Source organism: Paenibacillus validus NBRC 15382 (genome assembly GCF_004000985.1).
Classification (GTDB): Bacteria; Bacillota; Bacilli; order Paenibacillales; family NBRC-103111; genus Paenibacillus_G; species Paenibacillus_G validus.
This window is the reverse complement of the sequence record NZ_BIMH01000008.1, coordinates 123,941-137,194: the sequence shown is the minus strand read 5'-3', so window position 1 is coordinate 137,194 and position 13,254 is coordinate 123,941. Positions and strand designations below refer to the sequence as shown.

General features: G+C 57.2%; 12 protein-coding genes. 9 read left to right on the top strand and 3 right to left on the bottom strand.

Going from position 1 to position 13,254, the window contains the following annotated elements:
* Positions 1-38: 38 nt before the first annotated feature.
* The 3 genes from PVA01S_RS08515 to PVA01S_RS08505 all read left to right on the top strand — a co-directional run bounded on the left by PVA01S_RS08515 (position 39) and on the right by PVA01S_RS08505 (position 4,281).
* Entirely contained in the window at positions 39-1,874 is a 1,836-nt protein-coding gene (locus tag PVA01S_RS08515) for a PAS domain-containing sensor histidine kinase (RefSeq protein WP_127606808.1), read from the top strand.
* Positions 1,875-2,136: 262 nt separating this feature from the next.
* On the top strand, positions 2,137-2,709 hold the full coding sequence (locus tag PVA01S_RS08510; protein WP_054797562.1) for a thymidine kinase: 573 nt from the start codon (positions 2,137-2,139) through the stop codon (positions 2,707-2,709).
* Between the two features lie 123 nt (positions 2,710-2,832).
* On the top strand, positions 2,833-4,281 hold the full coding sequence (locus PVA01S_RS08505) for a hypothetical protein (RefSeq protein WP_127606806.1): 1,449 nt from the start codon (positions 2,833-2,835) through the stop codon (positions 4,279-4,281).
* A 135-nt stretch (positions 4,282-4,416) separates the two neighbouring features.
* On the opposite strand, the gene hisC is transcribed toward PVA01S_RS08505, so the two are convergent.
* The gene (gene hisC, locus PVA01S_RS08500; protein WP_244932924.1) at positions 4,417-5,559 is read right to left on the bottom strand and encodes a histidinol-phosphate transaminase; all 1,143 of its coding nucleotides are present in this window, start codon (positions 5,557-5,559) and stop codon (positions 4,417-4,419) included.
* Positions 5,560-5,746: 187 nt separating this feature from the next.
* Here hisC and PVA01S_RS08495 point away from each other — a divergent pair, with 187 nt between their 5' ends.
* A complete protein-coding gene (locus PVA01S_RS08495) occupies positions 5,747-6,220 on the top strand; it encodes a hypothetical protein (RefSeq protein WP_127606804.1) in 474 nt (157 codons plus the stop codon).
* A gap of 163 nt (positions 6,221-6,383) precedes the next feature.
* Here the strand turns inward: PVA01S_RS08495 and PVA01S_RS08490 are convergent, their stop codons facing one another.
* Positions 6,384-8,357, bottom strand: coding sequence for an ABC transporter substrate-binding protein (locus tag PVA01S_RS08490; protein WP_155615017.1), 1,974 nt, complete (start codon positions 8,355-8,357; stop codon positions 6,384-6,386).
* Positions 8,358-8,488: 131 nt separating this feature from the next.
* Here PVA01S_RS08490 and PVA01S_RS08485 point away from each other — a divergent pair, with 131 nt between their 5' ends.
* Complete coding sequence (locus PVA01S_RS08485; protein WP_164751776.1) at positions 8,489-9,727, top strand: MFS transporter; 1,239 nt, start codon at positions 8,489-8,491, stop codon at positions 9,725-9,727.
* 114 nt (positions 9,728-9,841) lie between these two features.
* Positions 9,842-10,315, top strand: a complete 474-nt coding sequence (locus tag PVA01S_RS08480) for a YdeI/OmpD-associated family protein (RefSeq protein ID WP_127606800.1) — start codon at positions 9,842-9,844, stop codon at positions 10,313-10,315.
* A 122-nt stretch (positions 10,316-10,437) separates the two neighbouring features.
* On the opposite strand, the gene PVA01S_RS08475 is transcribed toward PVA01S_RS08480, so the two are convergent.
* A complete protein-coding gene (locus tag PVA01S_RS08475) occupies positions 10,438-10,644 on the bottom strand; it encodes a MarR family transcriptional regulator (RefSeq protein ID WP_054795787.1) in 207 nt (68 codons plus the stop codon).
* Between the two features lie 192 nt (positions 10,645-10,836).
* Here PVA01S_RS08475 and PVA01S_RS08470 point away from each other — a divergent pair, with 192 nt between their 5' ends.
* From PVA01S_RS08470 to PVA01S_RS08460, 3 genes are all read left to right on the top strand, one after another.
* Positions 10,837-12,492 carry a hydroxysqualene dehydroxylase gene (locus PVA01S_RS08470; protein ID WP_372813767.1) on the top strand — a complete coding sequence of 552 codons (1,656 nt, stop codon included), beginning with the start codon at positions 10,837-10,839 and terminating at the stop codon, positions 12,490-12,492.
* Positions 12,493-12,544: 52 nt separating this feature from the next.
* The gene (locus PVA01S_RS08465; RefSeq protein ID WP_054795786.1) at positions 12,545-12,841 is read left to right on the top strand and encodes a Rieske (2Fe-2S) protein; all 297 of its coding nucleotides are present in this window, start codon (positions 12,545-12,547) and stop codon (positions 12,839-12,841) included.
* Between the two features lie 68 nt (positions 12,842-12,909).
* The gene (locus PVA01S_RS08460) at positions 12,910-13,248 is read left to right on the top strand and encodes a L,D-transpeptidase (protein ID WP_054795792.1); all 339 of its coding nucleotides are present in this window, start codon (positions 12,910-12,912) and stop codon (positions 13,246-13,248) included.
* Positions 13,249-13,254 lie beyond the last annotated feature (6 nt).

The following is a 13,254-nucleotide window of genomic DNA, read 5'->3' as shown; positions in this document are numbered from 1 at the left end:
GTTATTTGCATATCGTAATGCATGGAGGAAATGGTGGCATGGATGACCGGATTGCCCGCGATCGAATGCCTGAGAAGCTGCGGCAGGGCGAAAGCGTCAGCTTGGAAGGGATTCTTGTCGAATTGGCTTTAAAAAGCTTCACCAGCTCCCAGGCCGGAGCCGTTCTGCTGGATACGGACTGCAACCTGGTGCTCGCCGGAGATTCGCTTAGCCGACAGCTCGGGTACGGACCCGAAACGCTGCAGAAGATGAATTTGCAGTCGCTGCTCCACCCGGGAGAGCTTCTATTATGCATGCATCACTTAAGCCAGATGGTCGCCGGGCAATTGCCCCGTTACGAAGCGGAACTACGCTGGATACGGGCGGACGGAAGCACCGTGTGGTTAAATGTAAACGCCTACGGTCTGTACGGAGAGAATGCGCTGCCCTCTTATATTTATTTGCAAACGCAGGACATTTCAGAACGTAAAGGGCTCGAGGAATCGTTAACCGAAGCGCTCGTACGCATGACTTCATTAATGGAAATGATGACGGACGCCTACGTGATGCTCAACCGCAAAAACGAATTCGTATACGTGAACAGAGGCGCGGAGCTGCTGCTTGAGCACAACCGCGATGAACTGCTGAACCGGAGCCTGCACACCGTGCTGCCGGAATGGATCAACTCGGGGTTTTATAAGCAATGCCAGCGGGCGATGGATGATGCCGCTCCCGTTTATTTCACTTATTATTTCCAGATGCTTGACAAGTGGCTTGAGGTCAGCTGCCATCCGTCCAAGAATGGTTTGTCGATTTTTTTGCGCGATGTCACGGCGCTTAAGAACCAGGAAGAAACGCTGCGCGCAACCAAACAGCAATTAAAATCCATGATCGAGCACGCTGCCGACAACATCTCGATTTTGGATGCCGATTTCCGGCTTATTCAAGTCAATAAAGCGTTCGTCGAGACGTTCGGTTACTCGAAGGAAGAGCTGCTGGGCGAACAGCCGCCGAATGTACCGGACGAGCTGCTGATCGAATCGGAGCTGCTGTACCGCCAAGCGTTGCAGGGCAAGCAAATTTCCGGGTTCGAAACCAAGCGCCGTCGCAAGGACGGCGCCATGCTCGATCTCAGCTTGACGATATCCCCGGTTGTCGGCTCCGACAACGAGATTACCGGCATCTGCATCATCGGGCGAGATATCAGCGAGCATAAGAAAACCGAGGAGCTGCTGCGCAACTCGGAGAAATTATCCGTCGCCGGCCAACTGGCGGCAGGCGTGGCGCATGAAATCCGCAACCCGCTGACCTCGCTCAAAGGATTTACGCAGTTTATGAAAACAGGCGCTCATTATAAAGAGCAATATTTGGATATTATGATGTCCGAGCTGGACCGCATCGAACAAATCATCAATGAACTGCTGCTGCTGGCCAAGCCGCAAGCCGCCGCGTTCCAGCAGCGCCCGCTCTCGCCGATTCTCGTCCACGTCGTATCCTTGCTTGAATCGCAGGCAAATCTGAATAACATTCAGTTCGACACGCAAATTCACGGCGACCTGCCGTCCATTCATTGCGAAGAGAATCAATTGAAGCAAGTGTTTATTAATATTGTAAAAAATGCGATGGAAGCGATGACCGGCGGCGGCAGGATCCAAATCGCCGTGGAGCAAACCGACCCTCGCTATGTGACAGTCGTCTTCTCCGACAACGGTCCGGGCATCCCGGGCGACGTGCTCAAGCGGCTGGGCGAACCGTTCTTTACGACAAAGGAGAACGGCTCCGGCCTCGGACTTATGATCAGCCAAAAGATCATCACCGAGCATAACGGCCGTCTCGAAATCAAAAGCGAACCGGACCGGGGAACCGTCGTGAAAATTACGCTTCCCATTGGATAAACCTGCTTAAACCGCTCCTCTGTTCCCGACGGAAGAGCGGTTTTTGGCTGTCGCGCCTTCCCCGTCGCCCGATGGAAGCCTGTCCCTCCGGATCATGCTTCCCCTCGAATGGCCGGCGGCCATTTCCTCGAAATTTGTCGAATTTTCGTTTGTGCTACGTCGGGTCTTAGGGAATTTTCCCGAACGCTTCACCCATTTCAAAATCCAAACCCGTATGATATGATAGGTTGCGTCATTCTATCAAGCGGGGTGTAACTATCGCATGGCCCAATTGTATTTTAGATACGGCGCAATGAACAGCGGAAAATCGATAGAAATTTTGAAGGTAGCGCACAACTACGAGGAACAAAACAAATCCGTGCTTATTTTCACCTCGGCGGTCGATGACCGCGACGAAGTCGGCTATGTCTCCTCGCGCATCGGTTTGCGTCGCGAGGCCATTCCCATTTACGCGCATACGGACGTGTTCGCGTCGGTGCAAGCGAACGCCGCAGGCATTTCCTGCATCCTGGTCGACGAAGTGCAGTTTCTGGGCAAGGAGCAAATCATGCAGCTGGCGCGTATCGTCGATGAGCTGCGCATTCCCGTTATGGGCTTCGGGTTGAAAAACGACTTTCAGAACGAGCTGTTCGAGGGCAGCAAATATATGCTGCTGTACGCCGACAAAATTGAAGAAATGAAGACGATCTGCTGGTTTTGCGAGCGCAAGGCGACCATGAATCTCCGGGTCGATGCGCAAGGCAAACCGGTCTACACCGGCGAGCAAATTCAAATCGGCGGGAATGACGCCTATTACCCGGTATGCCGCAAATGTCACGCGAATCCGAAGCTTTAAGTCCGGCCTTAACCTTGCAGCCGCAGGATAAGGCTTTTTCATGTTCCAGGCTCACTTTGATTGAGAACGGCCCATTCGGTGTATTACTTAACTAGAGATTCACCGAGACAGGGAGAGATGGATATGAGCGGAATCGCTCTTCACGAGAAGCGGCTGCGGGCCGCTCAATTTCAATTTATTTTTCCGTTTTCCTTGGACCATAACTGTCAGGACAAGCTGGAACGCGAGCTGCTCACGGACGGCTTCGTTTCCTTCTCGCTGCAGCAGGAGGAGCTGGAAACCGCATTCTACGGCAGCGGTTGCGAAGTTTCCCACCGCCGGCTCGAGAAGTTCTTTCTTCCTTTCGCCAAAAATATGATTTTCCCCCGGCAGCCCGATGCACACGCCTTTCGGCGTTATTCCAAACGCATCGATTTGCCGTGCCGCATGACCGCGAATGAACACCATTGGCGCTTTCATCTGCATGCCGCGGACATGTTCGTTTGCCCCTTCGATATCGGCTTTCTGACCTTGCGGGTGGAATTGACGGATGGGGGCGAGCCTGCGTTCACGTTCTCGCAGGCGCTGGCGTTCGCCAGCCGGTTTCGCATGCTGCAAAGCATGAACGAGGCGGAGCGGAACATCCGCATCGGGGCGGCGGACTGCGAGTCCGAGGAAGTGGAGGGCTTTATTTTCAAAACGGTCGTGCCGGCGTTGACACGGTTCCTGGACGAGTCGGACCTGGAAGAATCGTTCTTCGAGAAGCTCCCCTATTTTGTCGATGAGCGGATGTATGTGCAGGGCCTGCTTGCCTTCGAACGGCAGGAAGAAATCACGACGGTCGACGCTTACAGAGCCTCCCGGCTCGACGGCATGGACGATCGGGGCAGGCCTTACGTCAGCGCCTGCAACACCGCCTATATCGAACGTTTCTGCAGCGAGCGCATATACGACCGTTGGTCGCCGGAAACGTGGTATATGATTGAAGAGACGTCGTTCGTCTGTCTAACGAGACAATCCGGCCACCGGGTGAAGCAGCTCGTCAGCCATATATACGGCGAATACTATTACGCGTTGCTGATCAATCTTTTTCACAAAATTGTACTCCTCAAATTATCCAACCGTTACTCCCATGTGCAGATCGATAAGGACCCGGATAAAATCGAGAAGCTGATTCGCGATATTACGACGTTCTCGTCGAAAAATTTCTTTATAGAAGCGGTATCGCAGTCGCAAGGCAAAGACATGTACGTTCGGCTGCGCGAGCGTCTGGGGATCGAAACGTTGTACGGGGACGTGAAACGGACGCTGGACGATTTGTTCAAATACGAGGAAAACTTCGCTGCCAAACGCTCGAATTATTTGCTGCTCATCCTGACGATTTACACGGTCGTCAGCGGTATTTTCGGCATGAACCTGGTCGTCGAAGATTTGAAGGAGCCGACCGATCTAAGCCGTTTCGCAAACTATTCGGCGTTTCAGTACATGGCCTTGCTCGTAGCCATGACCGGCGTCGCCGTCGCCTTCGGTCTGGGCATCGTCACGATCGTGCGGCTTGTGCGGGAATGGCGCAAAAGCCGGCTTGAACGTTGACCGGGCCATGGGCAGCTGCTGACACGGGGTTCTACCAGCAGGTGAACAGCCATAAGCTAGAGCAGAATAACCCGAAACAAGGGACGGAGCGAATGCGTGCGATTCGCTCCGTCCCTTGTTTCTTCCCGCTCTCGCTTATCGCGATTCTTGAAGGACTTGTTCGAGACATTCGAGGAAAAAAATGTTCTCCTCCTCGGTGCCGATGCTAACCCGGATATGCCGCGGCAGCCCCCATATATCGCCGTAACGAACGATAACCCCTTTGGCCATCAGCGCCCGGAACAGTTCATGGGCGCGCGCTCCCAGCTCGACCAGCACAAAGTTGCTCATGCTCCGCGTATAGGCGAGCCCGAGCTGGTCCAAGCCTGCGTACAGCCGCTCCCTTCCCTGTGCGTTAAGCGCTCTCGAACGGAGCACATGCTCCTTGTCGGATAGCGCAGCCGCTGCTGCCGTCTGGGCAAGCGCGTTGACGTTGAAAGGCTCTTTCACCTGCATAATGCGGCGGATAATCGCTTCCGGCGCAGCGCCGAAGCCGACGCGAATTCCGGCCAGTCCGTATGCTTTGGAGAACGTTTGGAGCACAATCACCGGCCTCCCGGCCCGGACGAACTCCAATCCGTCGGTATAATCCTCCGCGGCTGTATAATGGCAATAAGCCGCATCGTACACGAGCAGGACGCCCTGCGGCAGCCCGGCCAGAAGACGCTCCAGCTCCTGCCGGGGCATGTAGGTGCCGGTCGGGTTGTTCGGGGAGCACAGCCAGACCAGCTTGGTCCGCTCGTTCACGGCGGCTAGCAGCGAAGCGGCTTCATAGCGGAAGCCTTCGGCAAGCGGAACGGAGACAACGCGCGCATCCATCAGGTGCGCGCCGAATTCATATTCGCTGAACGTCGGGAAGGGCGCCACGATCTCGTCGCCGGGCTCGAGGAACGTTTCGGAGAGCAGCGTGATCAGCTCGTCTCCCCCGTTCGTCACAACCAGCTGCTCCGTCCGCAGCTGCAGCTCCTGCGCCAGCGCTTCCTTCAACAGCACCGACTGCGTGTCGGGATACCGGTGAATGTCCGGGAGCGCCGCTTGGATCGCCTCCAGCGCCCCGGGGGACGGACCGAGCGGATTTTCGTTGGAAGCGAGCTTAACGACGCGTTCGAGTCCAAGCTCCCGCTGCACCTCCCAAATCGGCTTGCCCGGCGAGTAAGGCTTCAAGCGGTCCAACACTTTGCGCGGCCGCACCTCGCCCTGTGCCGGCGCTTCTGCCTGCATTCGTTGATCGTTGTTCATAGCGTGATCGAGACTCCTTTTCGCATAATCTACTTTATTGCTTTACTTCAATAAATAAATATTACATTAATGCGTTAATAAAGTAAAGTATTTGTTGATAGGCATACCCGAGAAGCAGGCAACAAACACGCAGCAAAAGCCTCCTGCATATGATGTACCATCCGGTACAAGCAAAGGAGGGACATCCATGATTCCGGTACGTCCCAGTTATAAGTTCGGCATCATCGGTTATTTGCTCGCTTGGTTCGTCGGCAGCTTTTGGTTCGGGGGACTCCTTAAAAGCGGCACGGTAACCTCCGTACTCGGCGTCCATATGGCCGGTTTGGAGCACTACGTTTATTACGCATTAGCCGGCGCCATCGGCGGCACGCTGTACGCTTTGCGCTTGCTGCATGAATATTACGATCAACTGACCGAGCGGTGGCTGGTCTGGTATTTGCTGCGCCCGATCAAATGCGCCGGGGCTTCCGTCATGACGATCGTGCTGTTTCAAAGCGGCATTATGCTGCTGCAAACGGGTAACAGCGTTTATGCCAAAATCGGCATTGCGTTCCTGGTCGGCTTCGGCTACGGCAAGCTGATGGATAAACTGAAGTCGCTCACCGAAGCGCTGTTCAACGGCTCCAAAGAGCAGACTCCGGACAACAAGCCACCCCAGTGATAAAAGCTTTGAAAAACCGTTCGGACGAACGGTTTTTCAAAGCTTTCGCCACGAAGCACCTGAACACGAGGGCCGCAACGCCGCTCACGCTTGGAGCATTGTGCGGTTGCGACCGCCGCCGTCCTTGACGTTCCGCTCTTCGACTCACGCTATTTTCAGCCTATCATGGCGTTATTCTCTCGGCTGACGACATCGCTTCGTCCTTCAAACCCGCGCGAAACCATACGTTCCTGTAATCGGCCCAACCCAGCGCATTAATTGTAACCCCCTCCAGCTCCTGCGGAAAAGAGGCGGTCTGCCGCCAGCGGTACCAAGGTACGACAAACCGCTCTTCGATAAGCTTGGTCTCGATCGCCCTCAGGTCGCGCAAGCGCCGCTCCCGGTTCGCGTGCCGAAGCGCATATGTAACCCGCTCCCCGACCTCCCGTTCGGTCGAGACGGGCAAGCAGCGCCGGACCGGGCCGCCCGGATTCGCCAGAATCGTAAGCAGCGTCCATTCGGCGTCTTCTCCGACGGGCTGCTCCAATAAGAAAAGATCGGCGCGGGCGAGCGTTTCCTCATCCAGCAGGCGTTCGTATTCGACCTGTTCGACCTCTGCGGCAATTCCAAATTCCACAAGTCTGCCTTCAAGCCATTCGGCGTCCCGTTCGTGGCCGGCCCCCGGGTAGGTCACAATGCGCAAGGGGCGATCCGGACGGACAACCGTTGTTGCCGGTTCGATTTGTTCAGCCGGTTCGGCCTGCCGGGCTCCAACGATCCATTCAGTCTGCATACGGCCGGTTAACTCCGTGCCCGTACCCGTACTCGTACTCGTGCTTGTACCTGCATCGGTGACTTTACCAGTATCCGAATATGGAGCCTGTCCATTTGCTTCTTCGTACCCGATGAACGTATCGGCGAAATCGCCGCGGTTGCCGCCCAGCTGCCGGACAAAGGCCGGATCGCGGAGCGCGCGAAAGATGCATGCTCTCATTGCCGGATCGTTCAGCGGACCGGGCTTGCCCAGGTTTAGGCACACGTATTTGCAGCCGCGGTCTATCCGCTCCACCTCGCGCCACCGAGGGCCGAGCGCCGCCTCCTCCCGCTCCCGATAATGGCGAAAATTCAACTCGCCCACTTCGTTATCGCCCTCAAGCCTAACGGCTCCGTCGTTCGATCGGATCGGCTGCCACCGCCACATCTCCACCCGGTCCACATGAGCCGGACGCAAGTAATAATCCGCGAACGCCTCCAGAATCAGGCCGCGGGCGTTGGGCCGTTTTAACCGAAACGGCCCCGTTCCGACCGGCAGCGAAGCAAAGTCGGCAGGCAGCTCCGCCGGCACAATCGACGCGGCCGGAGAAGCCAGCAGCGAGCCTAGATAGGGCGCAGGCGCATGCAAGCGGACCAGCAAACGATGCTCGTCCAAACATTCGATGCCGCTCACTACGGCGAACAACGAGGCGTATGGAGACCCGGCGTCCGGATCGGTAAGTCTGCGCAACGTAAACGCTGCATCCCTTGAGGTGAACGGCTTGCCGTGGTGAAAGCGGACGTGCTTCTGTAAATAAAAGACCCATCGGTCTCCGGCCTCGTTTCGCTCCGCCTCGTGAGCCAGGCCCGGTCGGAATCGCCCGGAAAGTTCGTCGTAGACGAGCAGCGTATCGAACAATTGCCGCAGGAGATGCAGCTCCGTTCGCCGGGTCGTGTAAGCCGGGTCCAGCGCGGCGGGAATCCGATAAGCCGGAAAACGCAGCACGCCTTCGGCGCTTGTTCCGCTCCCCGGCTGCAGGCGGTAACCGAAAGCCTCCCGCAGCAAAACGTCCATTCGGGCCGCGCCCTCGTCCGTAAAAGCCCCCCGTTCGGTCAATGCCATCACTTCTTGAAAGCGGCCTTCAGCCAGAAGCCGTTCCGTCTCCGCCGCCAGCATCGACTCCGGGTCGACCGCGAACGTCAGTCTGGAACGGTGACCGCGTCCTAACCCGGCGCGCCATTCGATCCACAGCCGCTCCCGCATACGTCGAAGCAGCAGCTTCACGTTCCGTTCCGAGCAATGCAGCAGCTGCGATAGCTCGGGAAGCGTCACCTCCGCCTGACGATCCGTCAACCGGAGCCGCAGGCCGCGATACAACTCCAGGTAATGTTCCTCCAGCCTCATACGCCGCTCAACTCCTTCACCGCCCTGCCGAGAAAAGGGGAAATTATTTACGTTCATTTTACCCTTTTCGTACCCTTTTTTCTACGTACAATAAACCTTATCACTTCACGCAGAAAGCGGGTTTCGCCAATATGAACGATACACGACACGCGCCTATCGCGATCGCCTGGATTACGGGCGTCTGCTTGTTGGGCGACTCCATGCTGTACATTGTGCTGCCGGTCTACGGTATGCAGCAGTACGGACTGGATTCCTTCTGGCAAATCGGCCTCCTGCTGTCGGTCAACCGGCTGGTCCGGCTGCCGCTCGGTCCGTTGATCGGCTGGCTGTACGCCCGGATGCCCGTCCGCGTCGGCATCACCGCAGCCGTCGCAGCGGCCAGCCTGACCACATTGGCGTTCGGCCTGGGAAGCGGCTTTGCCCTGCTGCTCGCGGCACGCGCCTTATGGGGGGCCGCCTGGTCGCTGCTGCGGATCGGCGGTTACCTCGTCATCCTCGATGCGTCCGCCCCCGGCGGCGGCGACAATCGCGGACAACTGCTGGGCCGGTACAACGGCATTATGGGCATGGGCAGCCTGGCCGGCATGCTGTTGGGTGGCATGCTGGCCGACGTGCTCGGCGTGCGCCTCGTCGCAGCGGTTCTCGGCGCTGTTATGCTGCTCGCTCTGCCGGTAGCTTGGCGCCGCTTGCCTGCGCGGGCCGCTCACAGCAAAGCTGGCGCGAAACAGCCCGAAACGCAGCCGCCCCAGCGAACGGCCGCCTCCCTGCGAAGCTCACGCTTTGCCGTGCTTACACTAAGCTCCGGCTTGGGGATGGGGTTCGTCTTCTTCGGCATCCTCCTGGCCGGGCTCAGCCCCCTGCTCGCCTCCCGCTTGCCGAATGGAACGGCGATCACGCTGTTTGGCGCGAGCTTGGGCGCCGCCTCCCTCGCCGGGATCGCGCAGGCGATCCGCTGGGGCTGGTCGCCGCTGCTCTCGCCGTGGATCGGCAAGCGCTCCGACGCCCTGCCCGACCGGCGCGGACTTTATGCCGCCGTGCTAGGCCTTGGCGCGGTCTCGTTCGCGCTGCTGGCCGCGCCGGTGCCGCTGCCGCTCTGGCTGCTCGCGCTGCTCGGCGTCATGCTGGCCAGCACCGCGATCACGACGCTGACCGACGCCATGGCTTCGGATGCAGCTGCAGGCCGATCCGCCGTTACCTTCATGACCACGTATACCGTCGTCATCGACGTCGGGGCCGCGCTTGGGCCGCTGGCCGCCGTCGGTCTGCTCACTGCGCTCGGACCGGACGGCCTCAGCAGCGCCTGCGCAATCTGTTTGGCGCTGCTGACGGCGGCATGGCTTATTTTCGGCGGCAAGCGTGATGTGGTATAATGCCTGTCAAACACACGTTCGCTGGTTGAGAGGTCAGCCGGGCATCCTGCTCAGCGATTTTTAAGGGAAGTTCAGGAAGATGGGGAAGCGAGATGGAAAGAGGGAGCGAGGGAGATGCGCAAGATGGAGTTTGAAGCCAAGCTTCACCGACCGGAAGGAATCGGAACATGGACGTATGTGAAGGTGCCGTTTCAGGTGGAAAGCGTGTTCGGCGCCAAGGGCCAAGTCAAGGTCAAAGGAACCGTGAACGGCGTGCCTTACCGAAGCTCGGTCATGCCGCAGGGCGATGGCATACACTACTTGGTCGTGAAACGCGAGCTGAGGGAGGCTGCAGGAGCCGCATCCGGAGATACCGTGAAGGTATCTATGGAACGGGATACGGAAGAGCGAACGATCGAGGTGCCGGACGACTTGTCGGCCGCTCTGCGCCAGTATCCGGCAGCTGAGTCCAGGTTCGAGCAAGCTTCGTATTCCCATCGCAAGGAGTATGTCGACTGGATCGTCTCCGCCAAGAAACCGGAAACCCGTGCCGGCCGGATTGAGAAAGCGATCGGCATGCTCGCTGAAGGCAGAAGGCTGAAGGGCTAATCCGGGTAAGGCTGCCGGACGACGTAAACCGGAACGCGGGCTAAACGTTACCGGAGAAGGAGCAGCATATCGCCGGTGCCTGTTATTCCTTGAAGCTTTACAGGATCTGGCGCTGGTGAGGATTACACCCGCTTGATGATCTCGTTAACCGTGCTCAGCGGCAATCCGGTGTGCTGGCAAATGTCGATCAAGCTGGCTCCCGGATGCAGCTGCAGATAATGTTTGATCTGATGCGAAACCTCAATGTGTTTCTTCAAGCAATCTGTGCATAACGTTTCGAAACGGCCGGTTTGCAGTTTGCCGCACCCGCTGCAATTCGACAATTGCATATTATTAAAGCCCCCTCTTCGGACAAGCCGAATGTTGTTTTACAACATTCGCGGCCTTGTCGACGGTTGAGGGGGTTTATTTTTGTAAAATATCGCTTTTTTTGCTATTTTTCTCATTTTAATCAAAACTTGATTCCTTAGGCCTATGTATTCATGGTATAAAAGATCTAGGAATACATAATTAGGGGAGCGGTGTCGATGAGCGCGAAGGTTGTCGTATTAGGAGGCGGAGTCGCCGGTATGAGTGCGGCCCAGGAATTGGCGGAACGAGGGTTTGAGGTAGCCGTGTACGAGATGCGCAGGCTGCCCGGGGGTAAAGCCCGTTCCATGCCGGTGCCGGGAAGCGGTACGGAGGGACGGAAGGATTTGCCGGGAGAGCATGGATTCCGGTTTTTTCCGCGTTTCTATAAGCATATTGTCGATACGATGGAACGGATTCCTTACGGGGATAACGAGCAGGGCGTCGCCGGCAATTTAGTCGAAGGCACACGGCTCGGACTGGCTCGGGTGGACGGGCCTCCGGTGGAGTTTCTCACCGAGTTTCCACATTCCATTGAAGATGTGAAGGACGCATTCAAGTCGCTGTTCGACAATAATCTCGGACTGACCGATGAGGAGATCCGCCTGTACATGGAGCGCATCTGGCAGGTCATGACCAGCTCCGACGATCGCCGGCAGCAGCAGTACCAGAACATCCCGTGGTGGAGCTTTATCAACGCCGATGAGCAGTCGGCCCAGTTTCGCCGTGTATTCGCCGGGATGACGCGCATTCTGGTCGCAGCTAAAGCGCGGGAAGCCAACACCAGCACGGTCGGGGCCGTTGGCGCCCAAATTATGCTTGACATGGTCGTGCCCGGCGGCAGCGCGGATCGGCTGTTGGACGGACCGACGAACGAAGTGTGGCTTCACCCGTGGCTTGAGTATTTGCAAAGTCTCGGCGTCGACTACCATCTGGAAGCCAAGGTCGAGCGCATTCATTGCGAGAACGGCGTCATCAGCGGGGCGACGATTACGGAGAACGGGCAAACCTGCGAGGTGCAGGGGGATTATTACGTCGCGGCTTTCCCCGTTGAAGTGATGGCGCAATTTGTCACTGACGAGATGCTGCACGCCGACCCGACGCTCGACGGAATTCGGCAGCTGGCGGAAGATGTCGATTGGATGAACGGCATCCAGTTTTATTTGAAGCGGGACGTTCCGATCATCCACGGCCATATGATCTATATGGATTCGCCTTGGGCGCTGACCAGCGTGTCGCAGAAGCAATTTTGGCCTGATTTCGATTTGGCCGATTATGGCGACGGCATGGTTCAAGGCGTGTTGTCCGTGGACATTTCGGACTGGGAGGCACCGGGCGTCCTCTTCGGCAAACCCGCGAAGAGGTGCACGCGCGAAGAAGTGATGCAAGAAGTGTGGACGCAGCTGAAGCAAAGCTTGAACGTGAACGGGGCCGTCGTCCTGGAGGACGACAACGTGCATTCGTGGTTCCTCGACGAGGATGTGCATTTGCCGAATCCGGACGGGGTTGCGGTCAATTTGGAGCCGCTGCTTGTGAACAAGGTTTACACGTGGAATTTGCGCCCGCAGGCATACACCGCCATCCCCAACTTGTTCCTCGCCTCGGATTACGTGAAAACAAATACGGACCTCGCCACCATGGAAGGTGCGAACGAAGCCGCCCGGCGGGCCGTCAACGCGATTATCGAACGCTCCGGGCTCGATGTGCACAAGTGCAAAGTGTGGGAGATGTACCAGTTCCCTCTGCTGACGCCGTACCGAATCCACGACGAGTCACGGTTTAAGAAAGGGCTGCCGTGGGATGGTAAAATTTTCACTCCGATCGGGTAACCGGTAGGAGGACGAACGGGCCATGTCGAATTAGGGAGCTTGAGGTGAGGGGATGAAAGAAATCGTATTGGGCGCAGAGCAGCAATTTCAAAAGCTGCCTGTCGAGGTCGAGGTCGAACAACGTCCCTGCTTTCTTCTGAAAGACCGTGACGTTTACCGGCTCGTCTCCCGCAAATGCCCGCACGCCGGCCAGCTTGTCGACATCGAGGATGAAGAGTTGGTCTGCCCGATGCACGGCTGGTCTTTCGATCCGCATAAGGGCGCTTGTCTGAACGTACCTGCCCGCAGCTTGGCTGCTTATTCGGTCGTAGTCAGGGACGGGATGCTGATCGCTCAGGTGGATGGCTAACTTCGGAAGGCGCGCTTGGGATCGAGCTTGCGTACACTGTAACATCTCGGAAAAAGGAGATGTTGGTTGTGCCTACCTATCGTATCATTGTAGATCTTTCGGATCGAAAGCTGCACGTGTTAGAAGGGAACCGCGTTTATCGGACGTATCCGGTCGGCATCGGCACCATGTTGACCGGCACGCCCAGCGGCGAATTTACCATTATTAACAAAGAACCGAACCCCGGAGGGCCTTTTGGCGCCTACTGGCTGGGGTTATCGAAGCCGCATTACGGAATACACGGCACCAATAACCCTTCCTCCATCGGAAAACTGTCCTCCCACGGCTGCATCCGCATGCACAATGCAGATGTAATCGCGTTATCCAGGCTCGTCTTCGTGGGCGACCGCGTTACGATTCGTCCATAGTCCGCT

Excerpts from the sequence above, each read along its gene's own strand:
- PVA01S_RS08515 (WP_127606808.1), top strand. The coding sequence starts at position 39 with ATGGATGACCGGATTGCCCGCGATCGAATGCCTGAGAAGCTGCGGCAG.
- PVA01S_RS08510 (WP_054797562.1), top strand. The coding sequence starts at position 2,137 with ATGGCCCAATTGTATTTTAGATACGGCGCAATGAACAGCGGAAAATCG.
- PVA01S_RS08505 (WP_127606806.1), top strand. The coding sequence starts at position 2,833 with ATGAGCGGAATCGCTCTTCACGAGAAGCGGCTGCGGGCCGCTCAATTT.
- hisC (WP_244932924.1), bottom strand. The coding sequence starts at position 5,559 with ATGAACAACGATCAACGAATGCAGGCAGAAGCGCCGGCACAGGGCGAG.
- PVA01S_RS08495 (WP_127606804.1), top strand. The coding sequence starts at position 5,747 with ATGATTCCGGTACGTCCCAGTTATAAGTTCGGCATCATCGGTTATTTG.
- PVA01S_RS08490 (WP_155615017.1), bottom strand. The coding sequence starts at position 8,357 with ATGAGGCTGGAGGAACATTACCTGGAGTTGTATCGCGGCCTGCGGCTC.
- PVA01S_RS08485 (WP_164751776.1), top strand. The coding sequence starts at position 8,489 with ATGAACGATACACGACACGCGCCTATCGCGATCGCCTGGATTACGGGC.
- PVA01S_RS08480 (WP_127606800.1), top strand. The coding sequence starts at position 9,842 with ATGCGCAAGATGGAGTTTGAAGCCAAGCTTCACCGACCGGAAGGAATC.
- PVA01S_RS08475 (WP_054795787.1), bottom strand. The coding sequence starts at position 10,644 with ATGCAATTGTCGAATTGCAGCGGGTGCGGCAAACTGCAAACCGGCCGT.
- PVA01S_RS08465 (WP_054795786.1), top strand. The coding sequence starts at position 12,545 with ATGAAAGAAATCGTATTGGGCGCAGAGCAGCAATTTCAAAAGCTGCCT.